The following is a 23,892-nucleotide window of genomic DNA, read 5'->3' on the forward strand; positions in this document are numbered from 1 at the left end:
CGGACGGCGCTTTGATATTCGCAAGAGAGCGGCAGCTTATTCGGCGGCCACTTCCTCTGAAGAATCGGCATCGCCCTCGCCGCCCGACATGTCGGGGGCAGGCAGGGCCGCCGCTTCGCGCTTCTCGCGCTCTGCAATGAGCATGGCATCGCGCTTGTCGGCTTCGAGCTGGTGCTTGGCCATCTGGCCGCCCGTCCCAGCCGGGATAAGCCGGCCCACAATGACGTTCTCCTTGAGGCCTTCGAGCGTATCGACCTTGCCGTTGACGGCCGCCTCGGTGAGGACGCGGGTCGTCTCCTGGAAGGATGCCGCCGAGATGAAGGAGCGGGTCTGCAGCGAGGCCTTGGTGATCCCGAGCAGGATCGGATGACCTTCGGCGGGTTTCAGGCCCTGCTCTTCGAGACGGACATTCGCCTCGTCGAACTCGACCTTGTCGACCTGCTCGTCTTTCAGGAAGCCCGAATCGCCCGGATCGGACACTTCGATCTTCTGCAGCATCTGGCGGACAATCACTTCGATGTGCTTGTCGTTGATCGGCACGCCCTGCAGTCGATAGACTTCCTGGATCTCATTGATGAGATAGTCAGCCAGTGCCTCGATGCCCATGACGTCGAGAATATCGTGCGGGGCCGGATTACCGTCGAGGAGGTATTCCCCTTTGGCAATGAAATCCCCTTCCTGAACGGCAATGTGCTTGCCTTTCGGGACGAGATATTCGCGCGGCTCCTGATTCTCATCGACCGGGACGATCGAGATACGGCGCTTGTTCTTGTAGTCGCGGCCGAATTCGACCCGACCGTCGATCTCCGCGATGATCGCGTGATCTTTCGGCCGGCGGGCTTCGAAGAGTTCCGCAACGCGCGGCAGACCACCGGTGATGTCGCGGGTCTTGGCGCCTTCGGTCGGGATACGCGCAAGCACGTCGCCCGGCTGGATCTCGGTGCCATTGTCCACGGACAGAATGGCCGAGACCGGCAGCAGGTAACGAGCATCGCCGCCCGTCGACTGCAGCTTCATCACATCGCCGTCACCGGCACGGATGGAGATGGCCGGACGTAAGTCAGCGCCACGCGGGTTCGACCGCCAGTCAGAGACAACCTTCGAGGACAGGCCCGTCGCCTCGTCCGCCACGTTCTGGAACGAGACGTTCTCAACGAGATCCTCATAGGAGACCTTACCGGCAACCTCGGTGATGATCGGCTGGGTATAGGGGTCCCAGTCGGCAAGACGCTGGCCGCGCTCGACCTTGTCGCCTTCATCAACCCGCAGCTTGGTGCCGTAGGTGACCTTGAAGCTCGCCAGATCATTGTCGTTCTGGTCGACGATCTTGATCAGCGTGTTCCGGCCCATGACGACGTGGTCGCCGGAGGAGTCTTTAACGACATTCCGGTTCTCAAGCTTGACCGTGCCTTCATGGCTCGCCTCGATGAAGGAGACGTCGCCAACCTGCGCGGTGCCGCCAACGTGGAAGGTCCGCATGGTGAGCTGCGTGCCAGGTTCACCGATCGACTGGGCCGCGATGACCCCGACGGCTTCACCGACGTTGACCGGCTCACCGCGCGCAAGGTCGCGGCCATAGCAGGTGGCGCAGACGCCGACCGGCGTCTCACAAGTCAGCGGCGAGCGGACTTTGACCTTCTGGATGCCGGCCTGCTCGATCGTGTCAGCAGTCACCTCGTCGATCTGCTCACCAGCAGCGATGAGCACCTCACCCGTATCCGGATGAGTGATGTCGAGGAGCGCCGTACGGCCAAGGATACGCTGGCTGAGCGGCAGGACGATCTCACCTGAATCAACGACCGCCTCATGCGTGATGCCGCGCTCAGTACCGCAATCGACCTCACGGACGATACAGTCCTGCGCAACGTCAACGAGACGACGGGTGAGATAACCCGAGTTCGCCGTTTTCAGTGCGGTGTCGGCCAGACCCTTCCGGGCGCCGTGGGTCGAGTTGAAGTACTCGAGCACGGTCAGGCCTTCTTTAAAGTTCGAGATAATCGGCGTTTCGATGATCTCGCCCGACGGCTTGGCCATCAGGCCGCGCATGGCGGCGAGCTGACGCATCTGGGTGGGTGAACCACGGGCCCCGGAGTGGGACATCATATAGACCGAGTTCGGCTCCAACGTGCGGCCGGATTCAGGATCGACCTTGGTGGTCGAGATTTCCTTCATCATCTCTTCGGCAATACGGTCCGTACACTTCGCCCAGGCGTCGACAACCTTGTTGTACTTCTCACCGCGGGTGATGAGGCCGTCCGCATATTGCTGTTCATATTCAGACGCCTGCGACCGCGTCTCTTCGACGATGGCTTTCTTGGTGTCCGGGATGACCATGTCGTCCTTGCCGAACGAGATGCCCGCCTTGCACGCTTCCTTGAAGCCCAGCTCCATGATGTGGTCAGCGAAGATGACAGTCTGTTTCTGGCCAGTGTGACGGTAGACCGTATCGATCAGCCCACCGATGGCTTTCTTGGTCAGCAGTTTGTTGATGACCGAGAACGGTACATTGGCGTTACGCGGCAGGACAGCGGCAACCTTCATGCGGCCCGGTGTCGTCTCAACGATTTCCACGATCTCATTGCCGTCAGCATCAAGACCTTCCCAGCGCGCCTTGATCTTGGCGTGCAGAGAGACGACCCCGGCTTCGAGCGCGTGCTCGATCTCGGCCATGTCGCCAAAGACCATGCCCTCGCCCGGCTCGTTCTCTTTCTCGATCGTGATGTAGTAGAGCCCAAGGACGATATCCTGGGACGGCACGATGATCGGCTTACCGTTGGCCGGTGAGAGGATGTTGTTCGACGACATCATCAGCACACGGGCTTCAAGCTGCGCTTCGAGCGACAGCGGCACGTGAACAGCCATCTGGTCGCCGTCAAAGTCGGCGTTGAAGGCCGTACAGACGAGCGGGTGCAGGTTGATGGCCTTGCCTTCGATCAGCTTGGGCTCGAACGCCTGAATGCCAAGACGGTGAAGCGTCGGCGCGCGGTTGAGCATGACCGGGTGCTCCCGGATGACCTCATCGAGGATGTCCCAGACTTCCGGGCGCTCTTTCTCGACGAGCTTTTTCGCCTGTTTCACCGTGGCCGAGAGGCCCTTCGCGTCGAGGCGCGAATAGATGAACGGCTTGAAGAGTTCGAGCGCCATTTTCTTCGGCAGGCCGCATTCATGCAGCTTCAGGTCCGGGCCGACCACGATGACCGACCGGCCAGAATAGTCGACGCGCTTACCGAGCAGGTTCTGACGGAACCGGCCCTGCTTGCCTTTCAGCATGTCTGACAGCGATTTGAGCGGACGCTTGTTGGTGCCCGTGATGACCCGGCCCCGACGGCCATTGTCAAACAGCGCATCAACAGCTTCCTGCAGCATCCGCTTTTCGTTCCGCACAATGATGTCCGGTGCACGAAGCTCCATAAGGCGCTTCAGGCGGTTGTTCCGGTTGATGACGCGGCGATAGAGGTCGTTGAGGTCGGACGTCGCAAAGCGGCCACCATCGAGCGGCACGAGCGGACGCAGTTCCGGCGGAATGACCGGCACGACCGTCATGATCATCCATTCTGGCTTGTTGCCCGATTGCATGAAGGCTTCGATCAGCTTGAGGCGTTTTGCGAGTTTCTTCGGCTTCAGCTCGGAAGTTGATTCCTTGATCTCGACACGGAGCTGTTCGGTGACAGCTTCGAGGTCCATATTGCCAAGGATCTCACGGATGGCTTCGGCGCCGATACCGGCGGTGAAGCTGTCCTCACCATATTGCTCCTGCGCTTCCATATACTCCTCTTCGGTGAGGAGCTGGTGCTGCTCGAGCGGGGTGAGGCCCGGTTCGATGACGATGTAATGCTCGAAATAGAGCACGCGCTCGACATCTTTGAGCGTCATGTCGAGGAAGGTCGAAATCCGGGACGGAAGCGATTTGAGGAACCAGATGTGAGCAACCGGTGACGCAAGCTCAATATGGCCCATGCGCTCACGGCGGACTTTGGACAGCGTGACTTCGACGCCGCATTTCTCGCAGACGACGCCTTTGTACTTCATGCGCTTGTACTTGCCGCACAGGCACTCATAATCCTTTACCGGCCCGAAGATCCGGGCACAGAACAGGCCGTCACGTTCCGGCTTGAATGTCCGGTAGTTGATGGTCTCGGGTTTCTTGATCTCACCGAACGACCAGGAGAGGATTTTCTCCGGTGACGCGAGCGAGATACGGATCTGGTTGAACGTCTGCGGGGCCGCAAGCGGGTTGAAGACGTTAGCTAGTTCCTGAGACATATATCAGTGTCCTTTCGGGCGGGTGCGGAGAAATCTCCCCGCGTAAATTTCAAAATCGGTGAGGGGCGGCTTTAAAGCCGCCCTTCCCCGTTACTTGTTCTGCAGCTCGACGTTCAGGCCGAGTGACCGCATCTCTTTGACGAGCACGTTGAAGCTCTCCGGGATCCCGGCTTCGAAGCTGTCATCGCCGCGAACGATGGCCTCATAGACCTTGGTCCGGCCGGCCACGTCGTCCGACTTCACGGTCAGCATTTCCTGCAGCGTATAGGCAGCGCCGTAGGCTTCGAGGGCCCAGACTTCCATCTCGCCGAAGCGCTGGCCACCGAACTGCGCCTTGCCGCCCAGCGGCTGCTGGGTAACGAGCGAGTACGGACCAATCGAGCGAGCGTGGATCTTGTCGTCGACAAGGTGATGCAGCTTGAGCAGGTATTTGTACCCAACCGTGACAGGCCGCGCGAATTTATCGCCCGTCCGTCCGTCATGCAGCGTCACCTGACCCGTCTCCGAAAGACCGGCCTTTTTCAGCATCTCGACAATTTCAGCTTCCCGGGCGCCGTCAAAGACCGGCGTTGCGATCGGCACACCACGGACGAGGTTCTGACCCAGTTCTTTCAGGTCATACTCGTCATCGGGAAGTTCCTGATCCGCGCCGTATACGGCTTTGAGCTTCTCAAGATATTCCGTCTTCTTGGAATCATCCCGGTTCCACTCAGCGAGTGCATCGCCAATGTCGCGGCCAAGGCCACGGCAGGCAAAGCCAAGGTGCGTTTCAAGGATCTGCCCGACATTCATCCGCGAGGGCACGCCCAGCGGGTTGAGCACGATGTCGACAGGTGTGCCGTCTTCGAGGAACGGCATGTCTTCCATCGGGGCAATCTTCGAGATGACACCCTTGTTGCCGTGACGGCCGGCCATCTTGTCGCCCGGCTGAAGCTTCCGCTTCACGGCAACGAAGACCTTGACCATCTTCATCACGCCCGGGGGCAGTTCGTCCCCACGCTGAAGTTTCTCGACCTTGTCATCAAAGCGGGCCTCAAGGCGGGCGCGGCTTTCGTCATATTGCTGACGAAGACCTTCGATCTCGCCCATCGCCGCTTCATTGGCGAGGCCGATCTTCCACCACAGGGTGCGGCCCAGATCGTTGAGGATGTCTTTGGTGACCTTGCCGCCCTTCTCAAAGCCCTTCGGCCCTGAGGCAGCTTCTGCACCGACCAGCATGTCTTCGAGACGGCCATAAATGTTCCGCTCAAGGATTGCGAGTTCGTCGTCGCGGTCTTTGGCAAGACGGTCGATCTCTTCACGCTCGATGGCAATCGCGCGCTCGTCTTTTTCAACGCCGTGGCGGTTAAAGACGCGAACCTCAACGACCGTCCCGGCAACACCGGGGGGCAGTTTGAGAGAGGTGTCGCGAACGTCGGCGGCTTTCTCACCGAAGATGGCGCGCAGGAGTTTCTCCTCCGGCGTCATCGGGCTTTCGCCCTTCGGCGTGATCTTGCCGACAAGGATGTCGCCCGGGTGCACTTCGGCGCCGATAGCAACAATGCCTGCTTCGTCGAGATTGCGCAGGGCTTCTTCAGAGACGTTCGGGATGTCTCGTGTGATCTCTTCCGGCCCCAGCTTCGTATCACGCGCGGCGATCTCGAATTCCTCGAGGTGGATCGAGGTGAAGACGTCGTCGCGCACGATGCGCTCGGAGATCAGGATCGAGTCCTCGAAGTTATAGCCGTTCCACGGCATGAACGCGACGAGCACGTTCTTGCCGAGTGCCAGCTCACCAAGATCCGTTGACGGACCATCAGCGATGATGTCGCCAGCGGTGACCACATCACCGATTTTCACCAGCGGACGCTGGTTGATGCAGGTGTTCTGGTTCGAGCGCTGGAATTTGCGCAGATTGTAGATATCGACGCCCGGTTTGGTGGAGTCTGTCTCCTCCGTCGCGCGGATAACGATCCGCTGGGCATCAACCTGTTCGACAAAGCCCGGACGGCGGGCGGCAATCGCAGCACCAGAATCGCGCGCCACGATGTTTTCCATCCCTGTACCGACATAAGGCGCTTCAGCCTGCAGAAGCGGCACGGCCTGGCGTTGCATGTTCGAGCCCATGAGCGCGCGGTTAGCGTCGTCATTCTCAAGGAACGGGATCAGCGCGGCGGCAACCGAAACAAGCTGTTTCGGCGAGACGTCGATATAGTTGACCTCTTCACGCGGCACGAGCATCGCGTCCCGCAGGGCCCCTGCCCGGCAGTTCACGAATTCATTGGCCAGCATGCCGTTCTCATCGACGCCGGCATTCGCCTGCGCGACATTGTAGCGGGCTTCTTCAACGGCCGAGAGATAGACAACTTCGTCCGTCAGCTTACCGTTTTCGACTTTCCGGTACGGGCTTTCGATGAAACCGTATTTGTTGACCTGTGCGTGGGTCGCCAGCGAGTTGATCAGACCGATATTCGGGCCTTCCGGCGTCTCAATCGGGCAGATCCGGCCATAGTGCGTCGGGTGAACGTCGCGGACTTCAAAGCCTGCACGCTCGCGGGTCAGACCGCCCGGCCCAAGCGCTGACATGCGGCGCTTGTGGGTGATTTCCGACAGCGGGTTGGTCTGGTCCATGAACTGCGAAAGCTGCGAGGAGCCAAAGAATTCCCGCACGGCGGCAGCAGCCGGTTTCGCGTTGATCAGGTCATTCGGCATGATGTTGTCGATTTCGACAGAGCTCATGCGCTCCTTGATCGCGCGTTCCATGCGCAGAAGACCAATGCGGTACTGGTTCTCCATCAGCTCGCCGACAGAGCGGACCCGGCGGTTGCCGAGGTTATCAATGTCGTCGATCTCGCCCTTGCCGTCCCGCAGGTCGGCCAGCGTGCGCAGAACTTCGATAATGTCCTCACGGCGGAGTGTGCGCTCCTCGTCAGAGACATCCTGGAAGCCAAGACGCATGTTCATCTTCACCCGGCCGACAGCCGAGAGGTCGTAGCGCTCTTCATCAAAGAAGAGGCCCGCAAAGAGTGCCTCTGCCGTCTCAAGCGTTGGCGGCTCACCGGGGCGCATGACGCGGTAGATGTCGATCAGCGCGGTCTCGCGGTTGCGGTTCTTGTCCGCAGCCAGCGTGTTACGCAGATAGGCGCCAGTATTGATGTGGTCGATGTCGAGCGTCTCGAAGGTCGTGATCCCGAGCTCTGCGAGCTGCTCGAGCAGATCTTCGTCCAGCTCATCGCCAGCCTCGGCGTAGATCTCGCCGGTCTCGGTGTTGACGAGGTCACGCGCCATGTAACGGCCGATCATCGCATCCGCATCGAGAAGGAACTTCTCAACGCCAGCTTCTTCAAGCTGCTTGATCGTGCGGGCAGTGATTTTCTTGCCAGCTTCGATCGCAACTTCGCCGGTCTTGGCGTCGATCAGGTCGCGGGTCGCTTTCGTGCCCTTGAGCTGCTCAGGATCGAGCGAGGTCGCAAAGCCGCCATCCATCGCCTCGTGCGTGACGGTTTTATAGAACAAGCCGAGGATGTCTTCCTGATCGTAGCCGAGCGCGTAGAGCAGCGTCGTTGCCGGCAGTTTGCGGCGGCGGTCGATACGGACATTGATGATGTCTTTGGGATCGAATTCGAAATCGAGCCACGAGCCACGATAAGGAATGATCCGGGCCGCAAAGAGCAGCTTGCCTGACGAGTGGGTCTTGCCCTTGTCGTGATCGAAGAAGACGCCCGGTGACCGGTGCATCTGGGAGACGATCACCCGCTCGGTGCCGTTGATGATGAACGTGCCATTGTCCGTCATGAGCGGCAGTTCGCCCATATAGACTTCCTGCTCTTTGATATCTTTGAGGGACTTGGACTCGGTGTCCTCATCGACCTCAAAGACGGCGAGCTGGAGCTTGACCTTGAGCGGCGCGGAATAGGTCATATCCCGCTGCATACACTCATCGGTGTCGAATTTCGGCTCTTCGAATTCGTAGGAGACGTATTGCAGGCGGGCCGTGTCCGTGAAGTCGGCAATCGGGAAAACCGATTTGAAGACCGCCTCAAGTCCGTCGCGGCGGCGCTCCTCGGGTTTCACGTAACGCTGCAGGAAAGCCTCATAGCTTTCGCGCTGAACCTGGATCAGGTTGGGCATTTCGACGGCATCGACAATCCGTCCGAAGTGCTTGCGAATCCGCTTCTTTTCGACAAAGCTCTGCGCCATAGAATACCCTTTCGCGGGAGGCGGCTCGACCTTCTGAGCTTTTCACTCGCGCGCGTGCGGTCGCGCGAAATAAAGCCCAAAAACGCCAAAAACACGTCTTCGCAAACGGGTTTATCCCGAGCGAAGACGCGCTGCCGCGTCGCCCTAATTCAATTGTTGACTACGAATGTCCGTCGCACGTGCCAAAGCCTGTCCCTCGGGGGCCTCTCCCGGGGGAAGCGCGCAATAGCGGTAACCATTGCTCAACGCAAGGGCTTAATGTGCAGCAATTTTCGCCGCACTTCCGGCCCTGCAATTTGTCCATTTTTCAAGGACAGCGAGGAGGTCGGCCTTGACCAGTGGCTTTGAGAGATAATCATCCATCCCTGCCGATAAAAGCCTCTCCCTGTCGCCCGCCAGCGCATGAGCCGTCAGGGCGATAATAGGTGTTGGATCAAGGGCCTTGGCCGACTGATAGGCCCTGATCTCCCGCATCGCCTCCATCCCGTCGAGGACAGGCATGGAGATATCCATGAGGACCGCGGTGAAATCACCGGCTTTGAAGAGATCGACCGCTTCCTGGCCATTATGCGCGAAAGTCACGTCGAACCGGTATTTATCCACAAGCGTGTCGAGGACCAGCCGGTTCACTTCGTTATCTTCGGCAACAAGAACGGCGCAGCGTGACTGGCCAGGACAGCACGCAGACACAGTCTCTTCAGCCGGAACTTCGGCCTCCTGCGAGATTTCAGGCGTTTCAGCGATAACAATCGGCAGCGAGATGTCGAGCGTGAAGCAAGTCCCTTTGCCAAGCACTGAGCTGACCGACAACGTCCCGCCCATCGCCGTCACCAGCTCTTTTGTGATCGCAAGCCCAAGTCCCGTGCCGCCATAACGCCTGGTGGTCGATGTTTCGGCCTGCGCGAAGGGCGAGAAAATGGCATTGAGCTTGTCTTCGGGAATGCCGACGCCTGTGTCGCGCACGATGATCGACAGATCGGTCATCCGTCCCTTTGGCGTCTCGATGAGAGAGACAGTCACCCCGCCCTCTTCTGTGAATTTCACGGCATTGCCGATCAGATTGATGAGCACCTGACGAAGCCGGGTCGGATCCCCGCTGACCGTCCCGATCTCGCCCTGACGCTGCACGGTCAGGGAGATATTCTTCTGATTTGCTGCCAGCCCCAGAAGATCGCCGACTTCTTCGGTGATCTCGGCCGGGTTCATCGGCACGCTTTCGAGCGTCAATTTGCCCGCCTCGATCTTCGAGAAATCGAGGATGTCGTTGATAATCTCAAGAAGAGCCTGCCCTGATCGGCAGATCGTCTCGGCCTGGCGCTTTTGCGCGGGCGCCATGTCGGAATGCACAAGCAGGTCCGCCATGCTGATCACGCCGTTCATCGGCGTTCGGATTTCATGGCTCATATTGGCCAGAAACTCGGACTTAGCTCGGTTTGCGGCATCGGCCTCGACGCGCGCGTCCTTCAGGTGCATCGCCGCCTGGATCAGCACGCTGCGGTAAGAACCGGACACAAAATAGACCAGCAGCGCCACACAGGAGAGCGCGATGCTCCGAAGCCAGATGACGTCCATCGTTTCGATTTCCGCTGGATGAACAGCCGCTCGAGCGAGGTAAACAGCGATCGCCCCCACGACAAAGATGAGCGCAAGCCTGCGCCCGATCATCAGAGTCACAGACATCACAAAGGGGATGTAGAAGAGGCTCGCAACTGAATTGGGGCCGATCGACGTCCAGTAGACAAAACTGACCATCAGGAAGATCGCACAGAACAGCGCGACAGCCCCACGCTGGAACGCTTTCTCAGACTTACGCGGCACGAACGCAGGCGCCAGCAGGCAGAAAAAGGACGTGAAAAACCCGAAGCTGATCGAGGCCGGGTAATCGGCAAAATACGGAATATTGAGGATGGAAAGAAGAAGCCCGGCTAGTCCCGCCGGCACACAAAACGCCGAAAATGCGCGGCGCCCTGCAACGAACAACGCATCGTCACGCCGGGAACACGGCCAATAAATATCGCGAAGTTTACGCCCCACGTCCCCAATCCAACTCATTACTAAGATGCAGAGTTAACGTGGACCCATTGAAATTACGTTACAGGAAGGCTGCAGAGCCAAGACGATCCTTGCATACTTCGTTAATAGCCCTCGCCTGACCATCCAAAAACAAACGAAAAAACCCCGCCGAGCGGTGCCGCGGCGGGGTTCCATCCAAAAACTGCCGTGTGGCAGAAATGGTTACTTGAGCTCGACGGTAGCGCCGGCTTCTTCGAGCTTTTTCTTGAGCTCTTCAGCTTCGTCCTTGGAAACGCCTTCCTTGACGGGCTTCGGTGCGCCTTCGACAAGCTCTTTGGCTTCTTTGAGGCCCAGGCCAGTGATGCCGCGGACTTCTTTGATGACGTTGATTTTCTTGTCGCCTGCAGAAGCGAGGATGACGTCGAATTCGTCTTTCTCTTCTGCAGCTGCGCCACCTTCGCCGCCGCCGGCCGGGCCAGCCATCATCACCGCGCCGCCAGCGGCCGGTTCGATGCCGTACTCGTCCTTGAGCAGGTCCTGCAGCTCTTTCGCTTCGAGAAGCGTCAGGCCAACGATTTGTTCAGCAAGGGCTTTGATATCTGCCATGATATTAGTTCCGTTCTTTTAGTCAGTAGGTTGAAGGTCAGGCGTCTTCTTTTTCCGCCATGGATTTGAGGCAGCCAGCAATGTTGGCGGCCGGGGCACCGATGGCACCCGCAATGTTTTGCGCCGGCGCGGTAAGCGAGCCCACGATCTGGGCAATGACTTCCTCGCGGGACGGCATTTTCGACAGGCTGGTGACACCAGCGGCATTCATGGCGGTACCCGCCATCAGACCGCCGAGAATCTCGACCTTGTCATTGGTTTTCGCGTATTCCACCACGACTTTCGGCGCGGTGACGGGGTCTTCGGAATAGGCGATAAAGGTCGGGCCCTTGAAGAGCTCAGCCGTCTGATCACCACCGTCAACGTCCTTGAGAGCGATTTTGGCGAGGCGGTTCTTGACCACCTTCACCCCGCCCCCGGCTTCACGCATTTTCACGCGAAGGTCGGACACTTCGGCGACCGTCAGGCCCTTGTTCTCCATGACCACCAGGACCTCGTTGTCATTCAGGACATTCGAGATCCATTCGACCTGTGCCGATTTATTCTGCCTAGTCAGCGGCATATCCGGTCCAGTTCAGTCTGTGCCGGGCGGGTGGCCCGGCGAGGTCAAACAGAATGTCCGCAGGCGTTGAGGTCTTCTGTGCGGGGTAGAGCACCCAACAAAAAAGGCCCCTGCCGCGGACGGCGAAGGACCCTGATCCATCAACAAACATATCCAAGCGGGCATCTTTTGATGCCGCATCAAAGCTCGGATACCCTTATCTATCGCGGGACTTATCTGGCCGGATGGCCGTTGCCGTGCGGTCTTGGACAGGGCGGCAGGATCTCTCCTGCCAGTAGAGCCCGGGCCTATGGGGAAAAAACCGCAATTTGTAAAGGCCCTTGCGACGGCGTGATTAAAGGGGGTGCGGACGCTCTCCCCTTCCGCCGCTCATGCCCGCGCACGCGGGCATCTGGTCATTCGCGGGATGCATGAAGGCTGTTTCGTCACTCTTAGAAATTGAGCGAGCAGCGCCTCTGAGGCAGATCCCCGCCTTCGCGGGGATGAGCGGGTTGAGTGAGCGTGCTAAATTCCGCCCCTACTCCATCGACAACGAGATATCCCGCCGCTCGATCACTTCACCCTCACGCAGGAGGCTGACCGTCGCGCGATACTCGCCCTTCGGCCAGCCGCCTGCTGGGCGCTTGCGCCCGGCAAAGCCCATGCGCTGGGCCTGATGGTTCGGGGCGGGATCAGCAAGGCTCGAGACCTCAAAGCCTTGCGGCCCTTCGATGCGCAGGGCCAGCCGGTCGCCTTCTTTCGCATTAATCATCCGGGCAAAGACGACCAGCGCCGGGGTTTCATCATTGAGGGTGAAGCCATCGCCCACGCCGCCCTCGATCTGGCGGTTATCGACAGCGCCTGATGCAAAGCCGAGATTGAGGATCAATGCATCTTCATAGCGCAAGGCTGTGGCGGCCTCATCGCTCCACATGCTCATCGCATCTTTACCGCAGGTGCCGAGCCCAGCCTCAATCGCGAAAGGATCGACGACCTGCCCCTCGTGACGCACGGAGAGATGAAGGTGGGGGAATTCCGCCCGCCCCGAATAGCCAACAAGACCAAGCGTATCACCGCTGGTGACGATATCACCGGGACGCACACGGACCGAGCCTTCCTTCATGTGGCAATATTGCGTCTCCCAGCCCTGACCGTGATCGATGACAACGCCATTGCCGCATTCCCGCCCGTCAATATCCGTCTGCGGACGTTCATTCGAGAAGATATCGGGCTCCCCATCGCGCACGCCCTTCACCCGGCCGGGGGCCGCCGCATAGACCGCAACGCCAGTGGCGACGCCGCGCGTATCAGGCAGGCGGAAATCCGTACCCTTATGGCCATTGTAGCTCTGCCGCCCGCAGCGGTAATCAAGGACATCGGTCCCGGGGTCGCGATCGACATATTGCTGAAGGAAGCAGGTCTGCCCCGGCACGCAATCAATCGGCAGCGACAGCACAGGCGCACCCTCGCCCGGCGGGACGGCAAGCGCGAGAAGAAAAGAAAGCGGAAGTGTGGTCATGACCCAAGCGTGTCAGCCGGATGCTGCCATCGCAAGGGGGATCAGCTTGTCTCGCCGCAGCTTGCGGGCGCGCCTTCGCGAAGGGTCATCATCTTCTCATAAGGCCGCGGGGCCGGGGTGACATTGACGCTGCCCTCCCCGCCTTCGATCCAGACCCAGTTCTCCTTCGGGAAATAGTCGATCCGCGTGAGGAGCGGCGCCGTCGCCTCGCCATTGCCGAGGATATAGCCCAGCTCCTCCTCGACCAGCGCCTGCGTGATGACTTCGCCGGGCGCCGCATCAAGGCCGATGACCGTCAGGGCACGATCCTTGAAATTATCGCGCTCGGCCGTCGACTGACCAATCGAGAGGGCAAAGATCTGCGGCGCCGTCTCGCATGAAGCACGCATGTGATCTGCAAGCCCGACAGCTCGGCGGCGGGCGCGGTCAAGGTTGCGCGGCAGCGGGCCGTCGCTTGAGGATGAGCCGATCACAAGGATCGCATCGCGGTCGCAGGGCGCCGTGCCGTTCACGGTCACATCCGCAACAGGCAACATGTCAGCGCCCGTGCCGAGCCGGACGTGGCGGGCATCGGCATAATCCCAGGACGCTTCCAGCGTTGCAGGGATGAAACTGATCTTCGCACTGACAGGTACGCTGGTTGCGACCTCACAGGTCGAGCAGCCCTCACCATTCCAGAAATTGCCCGCAGGACATGACAATGCCGGATCGGGCAGCGGTTCAGGCTCGGGCAGGAGGTCCGCAACGGGATCCATCGCCTCAACCGAGCCGATCACAATCGTGTCGGTTTCACGCGGCTTGGGCGCCGTATCAAGCGTGGTTGCGACATCGGGGATGTCTTCGGGCTCATTCGATACAGCGTCCTTGCGCTCCACCCCGGCCATCGAGGCGCCCAAGAGCGCGAGCGCGAGAATGAGAATCGCGGCGAGGAAATGCTGGCGGCTGCCCAGCGCGATCCAGAGAAGGAAGGCGCAGGCAATCGCGAGCCCCATGCACCAGGTCAGGGTATCCCCGAGGACGGGGAAAGGCTGGCGCAGGAATTCGGCAATCGCGCTGAGCGGTTCGCAGGCGCCGCCGCAGACATTCTCCGCGCCGATCCGGGCCCCCGCGACCACGACAACAGCAAGAATGACGGCGAGGAAGATGCCGACCAGCCAGCGGATGGGCGATCCTCCCTCATGACCATAATTGATGCGCGCCATAGCGTCCCCCGTTCGTGCGTATCCTGGTTAGTTAAGCACTCAACGGGGCGATATTAACCCTTTTTCACACTCCCGCGAAAGGGGCGGCAGGACACACCAGCCCGATTTCACTGCGATTTGTGGACGACCCCGTCTTTCATAACGAAATCAATATCTTCCAGCTCACGAATATCAGCCAGCGGGTCACCGGAAACGGCCACGATATCGGCCCGTTTGCCAGTCTCGATGGTGCCAATCATGTCCGATTTGCCAAGGTTTGCGGCCCCCACCACGGTCGCGGAGCGGATCGCATCCATCGGCGTCATGCCGGCTTCAACATAAAGTGCGAATTCTTCCGCATTGATGCCGTGCGCTGAGACGCCGCTGTCGGTGCCGAAGGCGATTTTCACCCCGCCCTCATGCGCGCGACGCACCATGTCCTTCATCTGCGGGCCGACCTGAAGCGCCTTTGCTTTTTGCGGCGGTGTCAGGAAACTGTCTGGCGCCGCTGCCCAGCCTGAGACCGTTTTGCCGGCAAGCGCGGTTGGCACGAGGAAGACATCATTGGACTTCATCAGGCGGATGGTCCTGTCATCGAGATAGGTGCCGTGCTCGATCGAATCGACACCGGCCTTGATGGCTGATTCGATGCCCTGCTTGCCGTGCGCGTGCGCCGTCACCTTCCGCCCCATCGCATGCGCGGAGGACATGATGGCGTCGAGTTCTTCTTCGGTGAATTGCTGTTCCGTGCCCGTCGCGGTGTTAGAAAGCACCCCGCCCGTCGCGGTCAGCTTGATGTGATCCGCACCTCGACGAATCTGCTCGCGCACCGCGTGACGGCATTCATCTGCGCCATCACAGACGGCCGATGAGGTCATCAGATGCGCAATGTCATCGCGATAACCTTGCGTGCCGTCGCCATGCCCGCCGGTGACCGAGACCGTCGCGCCGGAGGCAAAGATCCGTGGGCCGTCTATCCATCCCTTTTCGATCCCGTCACGCAGAGCGAAGATTGCATCCCCGCTGCCCGCGCCAACATCGCGCACCGTCGTAAAGCCCGCCATGAGCGTCGATTTTGCGTGCTTGGCGCCCCTGATCGCGGCATCTGCATCAGAGAGCTGGACCGCTTCGAGCCGGAGCTGGCTGTTGAACTCAAAGGTTAGGTGAACATGCCCATCAATGAAGCCCGGCATGACCGTATAGCCCGAGAGGTCATGGAGGGTGACTTTATCCTCCGCCCCCGCCTCAACTGCGTCCTCACCTTGATAGCCGGGCAGGACGGAGACGATCTGGCGGCCCTTCACAACGATGGTCTGCTCGGTCAGCGGCGCCTCTCCCGGCACCGCGAGCAGCGTGCCCGCATGAATGATTTCAATATCTTCCGCCGATGCCGCCCCGATCAGGGCGAGTGCAGCCACGGACAGTCCCCATATTTTTTTCATGTTCCGCCTCCCGAAATCTGCGGCAGAGTTTCATGAGCCCCCCTTTGGCGCAAGGGGACCGGCAGGCGCGGGTGCAGGGTTACATTTACGCAACCTCGAAAATACCGATTGCAGGAACTTTGTTTCCGTACCAACTTTATGGTGCCCGGCGATGTCGTCGGACGCCCGCGCACCGGTTAAGGCGCGCATTTTTAAGGTCCTGGTCAGATGAAATCTGGCAAATCAAAACCTGCAAAACCAAACCTCGCCAGCGTCAAACCGCAAAGCGGTTCCAACACGACCACGGCGAAACCGGCGTCCAAACCCCGTAGCAAGTAACCGGCAGCCCACTGTCGGTTGATGGCTGTTCCAGTTCCCCAAGAGCCTCAGCCATCAGCGCTCTGGACCTCCGCCGGTTTTACGATGATCTCGTGAAGCCGGCGGAAGGGAATACCGAGCACCCTAACCGTCCCCTCATTGATCAGTGTGCGCCCGTCTGGCTGGAGATAGAGAAACTGCTCCATCCGGGCCATTGGCGTGTCCGGCAGGCCGTGACGCAAATGCCCGACGCTCCCCGCTGAAGTCAGGGTGACGCGCCCGCGCTCCCCTTCGAAATATCCCTCAAGTCCGCCTTTACCGTCCGGGGTGAGAATAAAGGCCCGCTCTTCTTCCCTGCCGTCAGACCAGGTGATGGTCTGACGCAAGATGAAGCGGCCATCTTCCTCGCGGCTGCCATGGCTCCTGACCGTGAAGCGCGCATCGAGCCCGCCCGAGGCAAAGGCGAGAACGCCCTCCCCTTGCGTGTCGCCGGAGAAGAACTCTACGGGGTCAAAGGCCGGGGCCGTATCCGTCGCCAGCGGTGCGCTTGCGCAGCTTGCACTGAGCAGGATGAGCCCCGCCACCCCCCAGATTTTCGCCATGCGCATTGCCGTTCCCCCGAAAGCCGTTCCGGCATTCTGGCATGTTTGACGCGGCCTGTCTGCCCGCACGCCGCGCGGCATTTGGGGCGCATCCCTGCGCGCACAGCGTCCTCATATCATGTCTTTATACGGATTAGTTATCCTCATGGATGCATCGCGAGAGGCGCACTTTTTGCGCCTTAGCCCTTGCTTCTTTGCATCCTCCCTTCGTAAGGACGGGAAAATAAGTTCGTAAACGTCTTTTCCAGTAAGGTCGAATTATGGAACTCTTCCTGCCCGCGCTCGCCGCAATTTTGCTCTTTGCACTTACCTTCACGAATGGCGCGAATGATGTCTCAAAGGCGATTGCGACGCTAGCTGGTGCAGGTGTCACCACCGTACAAAGAGCGGTTCTGTGGGGGACGATCTGGACCGTGGCGGGCAGCCTCTTTGGCCTCGTCTGGGGCCATGCGCTGATCAAGAATATTTCGAGCAGCATCTATGTAGAAAGCCATGATTTCGTCCTCGCGGTCGCGGTCTCTGTGATCCTAGCGCCCGCTTTGTGGGTGGCACTAGCGACCTGGCGCAAATGGCCGGTCTCAACGACCCATGCGGTGGTCGGCGGTCTCGTCGGGGTTGGCCTGATTGCTTACGGCGCAAATGCCATCGACTGGGAGACTCTCGGCAAGAAGATCGCCCTGCCGCTACTTGCCAGCCCTCTCATGGCTATCGTCCTTGCCTATTCCCTGACCCCGCTGCTTGAGCGGGTCGCGCACCGCTTCCATGCGGATGGTGATGATGATCCGTTAACGGAAGGCGCTCGCAAGCCGCGCCTGACGGTCGACCATCTGCACTGGCTGACTAGCGGGCTTCTCTCCTTCTCGCGCGGGCTCAATGACACACCCAAACTGATCGCCATCACCCTGCCAGTCCTGATGCTCTCGCCCGGCGAGGTGCCGGTCTGGACCTATCTGTGGGCCGCCACCGCCATGGGTGCCGGCAGCTATCTTGCCGGACGGCGGATCACCAAAGTGCTCGGCTTTGATGTCACAAAGCTGAGCCATGCACAGGGCTTTGCGGCAAACCTGATCTCGACCGTCCTCGTTCTCGGCGCGAGCCGCCTCGGCCTGCCGGTCTCGACGACCCATGTCTCCTCGTCCTCGATCATCGGGCTCGGCCTTGTGAACAAGCGCGGGGTGAACATGAAAACCGTGCGCGCCATGGTGCTTGCCTGGATCATTACCCTGCCCGCCGCAGCGCTCTTTGCGATCCTCAGCTATTCCGCCCTTGCCGCCCTGACAGGCAGCGCCTGACGCGGCAAAGCGCACCGCCCCAACGCTTCACACTTGCCGTGCCGACTGGCGACCGGCAAAGGCGGGGCATGACCGAAACAAGCCGCATCGAGGGCAAGAGCTCCACAAATATCCGGGGACTGATCGCTGCCATCACGGCGATCGGCGTCGCCGCGGTCGGCTTTGGTCATACGCTGCCGCTCTTCTCGATCCTGCTTGAGCGCTATGACGCCTCCGACCGGCTGATCGGGCTCAACACCGCGACCATGGCACTGGCCGCGATCCTCGCCACGCCCTTCTTTCCCAAGATCATCGGACGGGTCGGCATCAAGCCCTTCATCCTTGCCTGCCTTGCGATCATGGTCGCGATCTATGGCCTGATCGGCCTTGCAGGCGAGCGCGTCTGGCTGTGGTTCCCCTTGCGCTTCGTGTTCGGTTTTGCCGGCGCCGGGCTCTTTGTCGGCTCGGAGATCTGGATCAATGCGCTGGCGCCCGAAGGCGCGCGCGGGCGGATCATCGGGATCTATTCGACCTGCCTTGCGCTCGGCTTTGCGATGGGCCCGTTCATGGTCGAGATTTTCGGCACGACAGGCTTCACGCCCTTTCTTGTCGGGATGCTGATCTTTGCCAGTGCTGTCCTGCCAATCGCCATTGCGAGCCCCCCGCCCGCCAGCCCCAAAGGGCATGTCACCGGGTTCTTCAGCCTGATCGCCAAGGCCCCGGCGACCTTTGCGTCATCCTCAGTCTTTGCCGGGGCGGAAGCGGCGATCCTCACCTTCCTGCCGATCTATGCGCTCGAATCAGGCTGGGCGGAGGAGACCGGCACCCGCGCCATCACGGTCTACGGGCTCGGCCTTGTGGCGCTCCAATATCTGATCGGGCGCGAAGCCGACCGCTTTGGCTATGGCCGTAGTCTTCTTGCCTGCGCGCTCGTCTCGCTGGTCGGCGCGGCCCTCTTTGCCATGATCGATGAGAGCCTGATCCTTCTCTACGTCGTCCTCTTCTTCTGGGGCGGGGCGATTGCCGGGCTCTATACGATCGGGCTGACCCTACTGGCCGACCGCTTCCCCAAAACCGAGGTCGAGGCGGCCAATACCGGCTTTGTCTTCATGTATGGATTGGGCGCGATCATCGGGCCCGCAGGTGCCGGCTTCGCCCGCGATCTGGGCGGGCAATTCGGGCTGGAACTCTTCCTGATCGCCGTCATGATTCTCTATGTCCTGCTGGTCGCGCGAAGATGGCGGCAGGAACTGCCCTGACCAGCCGGGAATTGGCTTGACTTCGCACTGCTTTGTCGCCATCACCCGCGGCTCGCGCCCTATGGCGCCAATGAATTTCTATTTTTCGAGAGTGACCCATGGCCAAGCCGACCACGATCAAGATTCGTCTCAACTCGACCGCAAATACCGGGTATTTCTACGTGACCAAGAAAAACACCCGCAACATGACCGAGAAAATGGTCGTGCGGAAATATGATCCGATTGCGCGCAAGCATGTCGAATTCAAAGAAGGCAAGATCAAGTAAGCTTGATCCTACCCTCTGACGAAAAAAGCGCCCTCTTGTGGGGCGCTTTTTTGTTGTTCGTTTTAACCCGATCAGAGCGGGCCGGTGCCCCAGCGGATCGCCGCCTTTGCCACCCGCTCGCCATAGGCGCGCGCGGTGCGGATATCGCCTTCGGGCGGATTGCCTTTCTCAGCTGGCGCATTGTCAGACTGCGTGCCCGGCCCGAAATAATGGCCCGTCCGGTTAAGCCCTTTGGGATCGCCCGCCGGCATGTCCGGGCCATTGGTCTCGTTCTTCATGGCGAGCGGCACCCAGATCATGCCCTGCTGCGCGGCAAGCACGGCGAATTGCTGAAGCGTGACGAATTTGTCCCCGGCCATTGAACCTGAATTGGTAAAGCCGCCCGCGACCTTGTCCTTCCAGCGATCCTCGGCCCAGACCTTGGACGTCGCATCCATGAAAGTCGTCATCGGGCCCGAGGCCGAGCCCATATAGGTCGGCGAGCCGAAGATGATCGCATCGGCATCATCAAAGCGGTCTAGATCGTCTGTGGCATCTTCTACGGGCACGAGATCGACGCTGACGCCGTCAACACTTGCGGCGCCTTCCGCCACGGCCTCGGCCACGAGTTTTGTATGTCCGTAGCCTGAATGATAGATGATCGCGACTTTGGTCATGGAGTGCTCCTTTCGCGGGACAAATGCCTGTTCGGCCAATGACGTAGAAACTTTACCGCCGCACAGAAACGGGGCTTTCAGGGAAAGGCTTTTGCGCGAAACGGAAAGATTGGCATTCCTGCCAGACGCGTCTAGGAACCGGCCATGCAAACAGCCGTCATCGTCTCCCCCGCCTCCAATTGCGATCGCGACGCCCAGGTCGCCTTAAAACAGGTTACGGGCAACGACCCGCATATGGTGTGGCATGCCGATACCGAGCTGCCGCCTGTTGATCTCGTCGTCATTCCAGGTGGCTTTTCCTATGGCGATTATCTGCGTGCCGGTGCGATGGCCGCCCGCTCCCCGATCATCCGCGAAGTGATTGCCCGCGCCGAGGCCGGCACGCCTGTCCTTGGCATCTGCAATGGCTTTCAGATCCTGACCGAAGCGGGGCTTCTCCCCGGCGCACTCCTGCGTAATGCGGGGATCGAATTTGTCTGCGGGCTGCGGACCTTGCGGGTCGAGAACACGGACAGCCCCTTCACCAAAGGGCTGAAACATGGCCAGTACCTCAAATTCCCGGTCGCCCATCATGATGGCAATTACGAAGCCGATGACGAGACGCTCGACCGGCTCGAAGGCGAAGGCCGCGTGGCCTTCCGCTATGTCGAGCAGGTCAATGGCTCCGCCCGGAACATTGCCGGTGTGCTGAACAAGCAAGGCAATGTACTGGGGATGATGCCCCACCCCGAGCGGGTGATCTCGCCATTGCTTGGCGGGGAAGATGGCGCGACCTTCTTCCGTGGGCTGATAGAGGCGATTGCGTGAATCGCGCCCTCGCCTTCGCCGCCGCCCTCTTCAGTGCGGCAGGAATGGCGAAAGCCCAGCCCGGCCCTTTTGGCCTCGACTGGTCGATGACCCCCAGCGAGGTACGGCATCTGGAGAATTTCAAACTCTACGACGCCGAAGATGATAAAATCATCATGACCCGGACGGCTCCCGCGGACAGAAGGCAAAGCCTTCATCTCTTGATGCGTGACGACGGCATTCACTCCCTGACAAGCTACACGTATTGCCCAAATGATCTCGATCTGTGCCGGGAATATTTCCACGAGGCCGAAGCCCGAATTCGAGAAAGCCATGACGCTCCTCATTCAAGCCCAACTTATGATGTTGGCATGACCTTGGGTATAAGCGTCGCCTCTTCCATGACTGCCGGGACGCCAATCCCAAAACCTCTCATGTGGCAACGCAACGGGCATTCGATCATGCTCATGATGCTCCCCCAAGGTGATGGGACGGACGGCTTCATCTACGAATCATGGGAACGCGCTGGCCCCACCGGTTGGGAAATGCTCGGAACAGCCGTTGACTTCTGGAAAGAGAACGCGCCGCCCGTTGAAGACCCACCCACAGACGAAACCGCCCCTGAATGAGAGCTTTTTTCTCCGCTCTCGTCCTTTTGCTGCGCCGTCGAAGAGCTAAGACGACGTACTGCTTCGTAAGATGTGACAAAAGGCGTCGTGCAAAGGGTGACTGGCAAGAGCAACTAGGCCCCATCAGCCTCGAAAAGCGGCACCTTTTCAAAGCGTGCCGCATTCGCTACCGATATCGAATAACGATTAAGATCGCCACACAGGAATATGGCTATGAAATCCAACTTCTTGAAATCACTGCTTCTTTTGGGCGCGGCAGGCAGCCTCGCCCTCGCCTCGGCCTCGGCTCAGGACGAGCGCGTGATCGAAACCGCCTCGCCGGATTACTGGGGTGACTGGGGCATCGACCTCACCGCCATGGATAAAACTGTCGATCCGGGCGACGATTTCTTCCTCTACGCTAATGGCACCTGGTTCAAGGAATTCGAGATTCCGTCAGACCGGTCGAGCTATGGCGCATTCCACCTGCTCGGCGAGAAATCCCAGCAGCAGACGAAATTCATCATCGAGGATCTCGCCGCCGAGATGCCCGACGCCAAAACGCCGTCCGGCAAGGTCGCTTCTTTCTACAACGCCTTCATGGATGTCGATGCGATCAATGAGAAGGGCATGGCCCCGGCTGAGCCTTACCTCAAGAAAATCGATTCCATCCGTAACCTGAAGAGCCTCGCGAAAGTTTTCGGTCAGCCGGGTTATTCGAGCCCGTTCACGGCCTTTGTCTTCACCGACGACAAAGATCCCGACACCTATATTCTTCAGATGTTCATTGGCGGGCTCGGCCTGCCGGATCGCGAATACTACACAAAAGACGATGAGACTTCCGTCGAGTTGCGCGAGAAATATGTCAGCCTGCTGACCTTCATGCTTGAACAGGCCGGTGAAGAAGACGCAGCCTCCAAGGCCGCCGACGTCATGGCGCTCGAAACCAAGATCGCCAAGGCCGACTGGGACCGCGCCGTCTCCCGCAATGCGGAAATCACATATAACAAACTCGAGGTCAAAGACTTCGAGGACATGGCGGATGACTTCCCGGTAAAAACATTCCTCAAGGAAATCGGTGCAGGCAAGGTTAAAAACTTGCTCGTTACGGAAATTCCGCCAACGGATGAAGAACTGGACGCCGCAGGCCTTACCGCCGAAGATGCCGCTAAACTCGGCGGCGGCTATCCGGAAGTCTTCCAGATCACAGCGGACACCGATCTTGACACATGGAAAGCCTATCTGAAGGCGCATTTCCTGATCGATCATGCGTCGGTCCTGCCTTCCGAGATCGATGAGGCCGTGTTTGAGTTCTTCGGCACCGCCCTTCGCGGTACGCCGGAGCAGCGCCCGCGCTGGAAGCGTGCGGTTTCCGCGACGGAGAACGCACTGGGTGAAGCCATCGGCGCGGCCTATGTCGAGCGGTATTTCCCGCCCGAGAACAAAGCCGCTATGGACGAGCTCGTTGCCAATCTGCGCACAGCAATGCACGCCAATCTCGAAGATCTCGAATGGATGGGCGAAGAAACCCGAGTTCTCGCAAAGGACAAGCTCGACAAGTTTAATCCGAAAGTCGGCTACCCTGACGAATTCGAGACCTATGCCTCGATGAAGGTGACCGATGACGCGCTGAGCAATGCGATTTCCGCTTCCGCCTTTGGCTGGAAGGAAAATATCGAGCGCCTCGGCAAGGATGTCGACAAGAACGAATGGTTCATGACGCCCCAGACGGTAAATGCCTACTACAATCCGGCCTTCAACGAAATCGTCTTCCCGGCTGCGATCCTTCAACCACCCTTCTTCAACATCTCCGCCGACCCGGCCGTGAACTATGGCGCCATTGGCGGGGTCATCGGCCACGAAATGGGCCATGGCTTTGATGATCAGGGGTCGAAATATGATGGCGACGGTGTCCTGCGCAACTGGTGGTCAGAGGAAGACCTTGCGGCATTCCGTGACCTGACAAGTGCTCTTGCCGCCCAGTATGATGAGTTCTGCCCGCTTGGCGAAGGTGAGCCTTGCGTCAACGGCAAGCTCAGCCTTGGCGAGAACATTGGTGACCTTGGCGGGCTTTCACTTGCCTATCGCGCCTATAAGCTCAGCCTTGATGGCGAGGAAGCGCCGGTGATTGACGGCTTTACCGGCGATCAGCGTTTCTTCATGGCCTGGGGTCAGGTCTGGCGGACCAAAGTCCGTGATGAAGCCATGCGGACCCATCTTCTGACAGGCCCGCATTCGCCTGGCTATTTCCGGGCAAACGGGCCGGTACGGAATATGGACGCCTGGTATAACGCCTTTGGCGTGACAGAGGATGATGACCTTTATCTGCCGCCAGAAGAACGCGTCAGCATCTGGTAAGCTGACCACAACTTACGTTAGGGAAACCCCGGCTGATCGCAGCCG

The 23,892-nt window shown here is 59.6% G+C and carries 16 protein-coding genes; 6 read left to right on the forward strand and 10 right to left on the reverse strand.

Going from position 1 to position 23,892, the window contains the following annotated elements:
- Positions 1-36: 36 nt before the first annotated feature.
- The 9 genes from rpoC to DX908_RS03475 all read right to left on the reverse strand — a co-directional run bounded on the left by rpoC (position 37) and on the right by DX908_RS03475 (position 16,643).
- Positions 37-4,263, reverse strand: coding sequence for a DNA-directed RNA polymerase subunit beta' (rpoC, locus tag DX908_RS03435; RefSeq protein ID WP_116391054.1), 4,227 nt, complete (start codon positions 4,261-4,263; stop codon positions 37-39).
- A 90-nt stretch (positions 4,264-4,353) separates the two neighbouring features.
- On the reverse strand, positions 4,354-8,442 hold the full coding sequence (gene rpoB / locus DX908_RS03440; RefSeq protein WP_116391055.1) for a DNA-directed RNA polymerase subunit beta: 4,089 nt from the start codon (positions 8,440-8,442) through the stop codon (positions 4,354-4,356).
- Between the two features lie 255 nt (positions 8,443-8,697).
- Positions 8,698-10,383, reverse strand: coding sequence for an ATP-binding protein (locus DX908_RS03445; protein ID WP_158548453.1), 1,686 nt, complete (start codon positions 10,381-10,383; stop codon positions 8,698-8,700).
- Positions 10,384-10,677: 294 nt separating this feature from the next.
- Positions 10,678-11,061, reverse strand: coding sequence for a 50S ribosomal protein L7/L12 (gene rplL, locus DX908_RS03450; RefSeq protein WP_116391057.1), 384 nt, complete (start codon positions 11,059-11,061; stop codon positions 10,678-10,680).
- A 37-nt stretch (positions 11,062-11,098) separates the two neighbouring features.
- Positions 11,099-11,617 carry a 50S ribosomal protein L10 gene (rplJ, locus tag DX908_RS03455; protein ID WP_438943329.1) on the reverse strand — a complete coding sequence of 173 codons (519 nt, stop codon included), beginning with the start codon at positions 11,615-11,617 and terminating at the stop codon, positions 11,099-11,101.
- A gap of 523 nt (positions 11,618-12,140) precedes the next feature.
- A complete protein-coding gene (locus tag DX908_RS03460) occupies positions 12,141-13,121 on the reverse strand; it encodes a M23 family metallopeptidase (RefSeq protein ID WP_116391059.1) in 981 nt (326 codons plus the stop codon).
- Positions 13,122-13,162: 41 nt separating this feature from the next.
- Positions 13,163-14,323, reverse strand: coding sequence for a hypothetical protein (locus tag DX908_RS03465; protein WP_116391060.1), 1,161 nt, complete (start codon positions 14,321-14,323; stop codon positions 13,163-13,165).
- A 107-nt stretch (positions 14,324-14,430) separates the two neighbouring features.
- Positions 14,431-15,744, reverse strand: coding sequence for a metal-dependent hydrolase family protein (locus DX908_RS03470; protein ID WP_116391061.1), 1,314 nt, complete (start codon positions 15,742-15,744; stop codon positions 14,431-14,433).
- 365 nt (positions 15,745-16,109) lie between these two features.
- Complete coding sequence (locus tag DX908_RS03475; protein ID WP_158548454.1) at positions 16,110-16,643, reverse strand: DUF3833 family protein; 534 nt, start codon at positions 16,641-16,643, stop codon at positions 16,110-16,112.
- A gap of 260 nt (positions 16,644-16,903) precedes the next feature.
- Here DX908_RS03475 and DX908_RS03480 point away from each other — a divergent pair, with 260 nt between their 5' ends.
- The 3 genes from DX908_RS03480 (at position 16,904) to rpmG (ending at position 19,439) form a co-directional block, all read left to right on the forward strand.
- Positions 16,904-17,935 (forward strand): inorganic phosphate transporter, encoded by a 1,032-nt coding sequence (locus DX908_RS03480; RefSeq protein ID WP_116391063.1) that lies wholly within the window; start codon positions 16,904-16,906, stop codon positions 17,933-17,935.
- A gap of 68 nt (positions 17,936-18,003) precedes the next feature.
- On the forward strand, positions 18,004-19,173 hold the full coding sequence (locus tag DX908_RS03485) for an MFS transporter (protein WP_116391064.1): 1,170 nt from the start codon (positions 18,004-18,006) through the stop codon (positions 19,171-19,173).
- Between the two features lie 98 nt (positions 19,174-19,271).
- Entirely contained in the window at positions 19,272-19,439 is a 168-nt protein-coding gene (gene rpmG, locus DX908_RS03490; RefSeq protein WP_116391065.1) for a 50S ribosomal protein L33, read from the forward strand.
- A gap of 71 nt (positions 19,440-19,510) precedes the next feature.
- Here the strand turns inward: rpmG and DX908_RS03495 are convergent, their stop codons facing one another.
- Positions 19,511-20,095 carry a flavodoxin family protein gene (locus DX908_RS03495; protein ID WP_116391066.1) on the reverse strand — a complete coding sequence of 195 codons (585 nt, stop codon included), beginning with the start codon at positions 20,093-20,095 and terminating at the stop codon, positions 19,511-19,513.
- A gap of 144 nt (positions 20,096-20,239) precedes the next feature.
- Between DX908_RS03495 and purQ the strand changes: the two genes are divergently transcribed.
- The 3 genes from purQ to DX908_RS03510 all read left to right on the forward strand — a co-directional run bounded on the left by purQ (position 20,240) and on the right by DX908_RS03510 (position 23,847).
- Positions 20,240-20,902 (forward strand): phosphoribosylformylglycinamidine synthase subunit PurQ, encoded by a 663-nt coding sequence (gene purQ, locus DX908_RS03500; RefSeq protein WP_116391067.1) that lies wholly within the window; start codon positions 20,240-20,242, stop codon positions 20,900-20,902.
- A complete protein-coding gene (locus DX908_RS03505) occupies positions 20,899-21,510 on the forward strand; it encodes a hypothetical protein (RefSeq protein ID WP_116391068.1) in 612 nt (203 codons plus the stop codon). Before purQ ends, DX908_RS03505 begins: the two co-directional genes overlap by 4 nt.
- A 213-nt stretch (positions 21,511-21,723) precedes the next feature.
- Entirely contained in the window at positions 21,724-23,847 is a 2,124-nt protein-coding gene (locus tag DX908_RS03510) for a M13 family metallopeptidase (protein ID WP_438943312.1), read from the forward strand.
- The last annotated feature ends 45 nt before the right edge of the window (positions 23,848-23,892 follow it).

Source organism: Parvularcula marina (assembly GCF_003399445.1).
Classification (GTDB): Bacteria; Pseudomonadota; Alphaproteobacteria; order Caulobacterales; family Parvularculaceae; genus Parvularcula; species Parvularcula marina.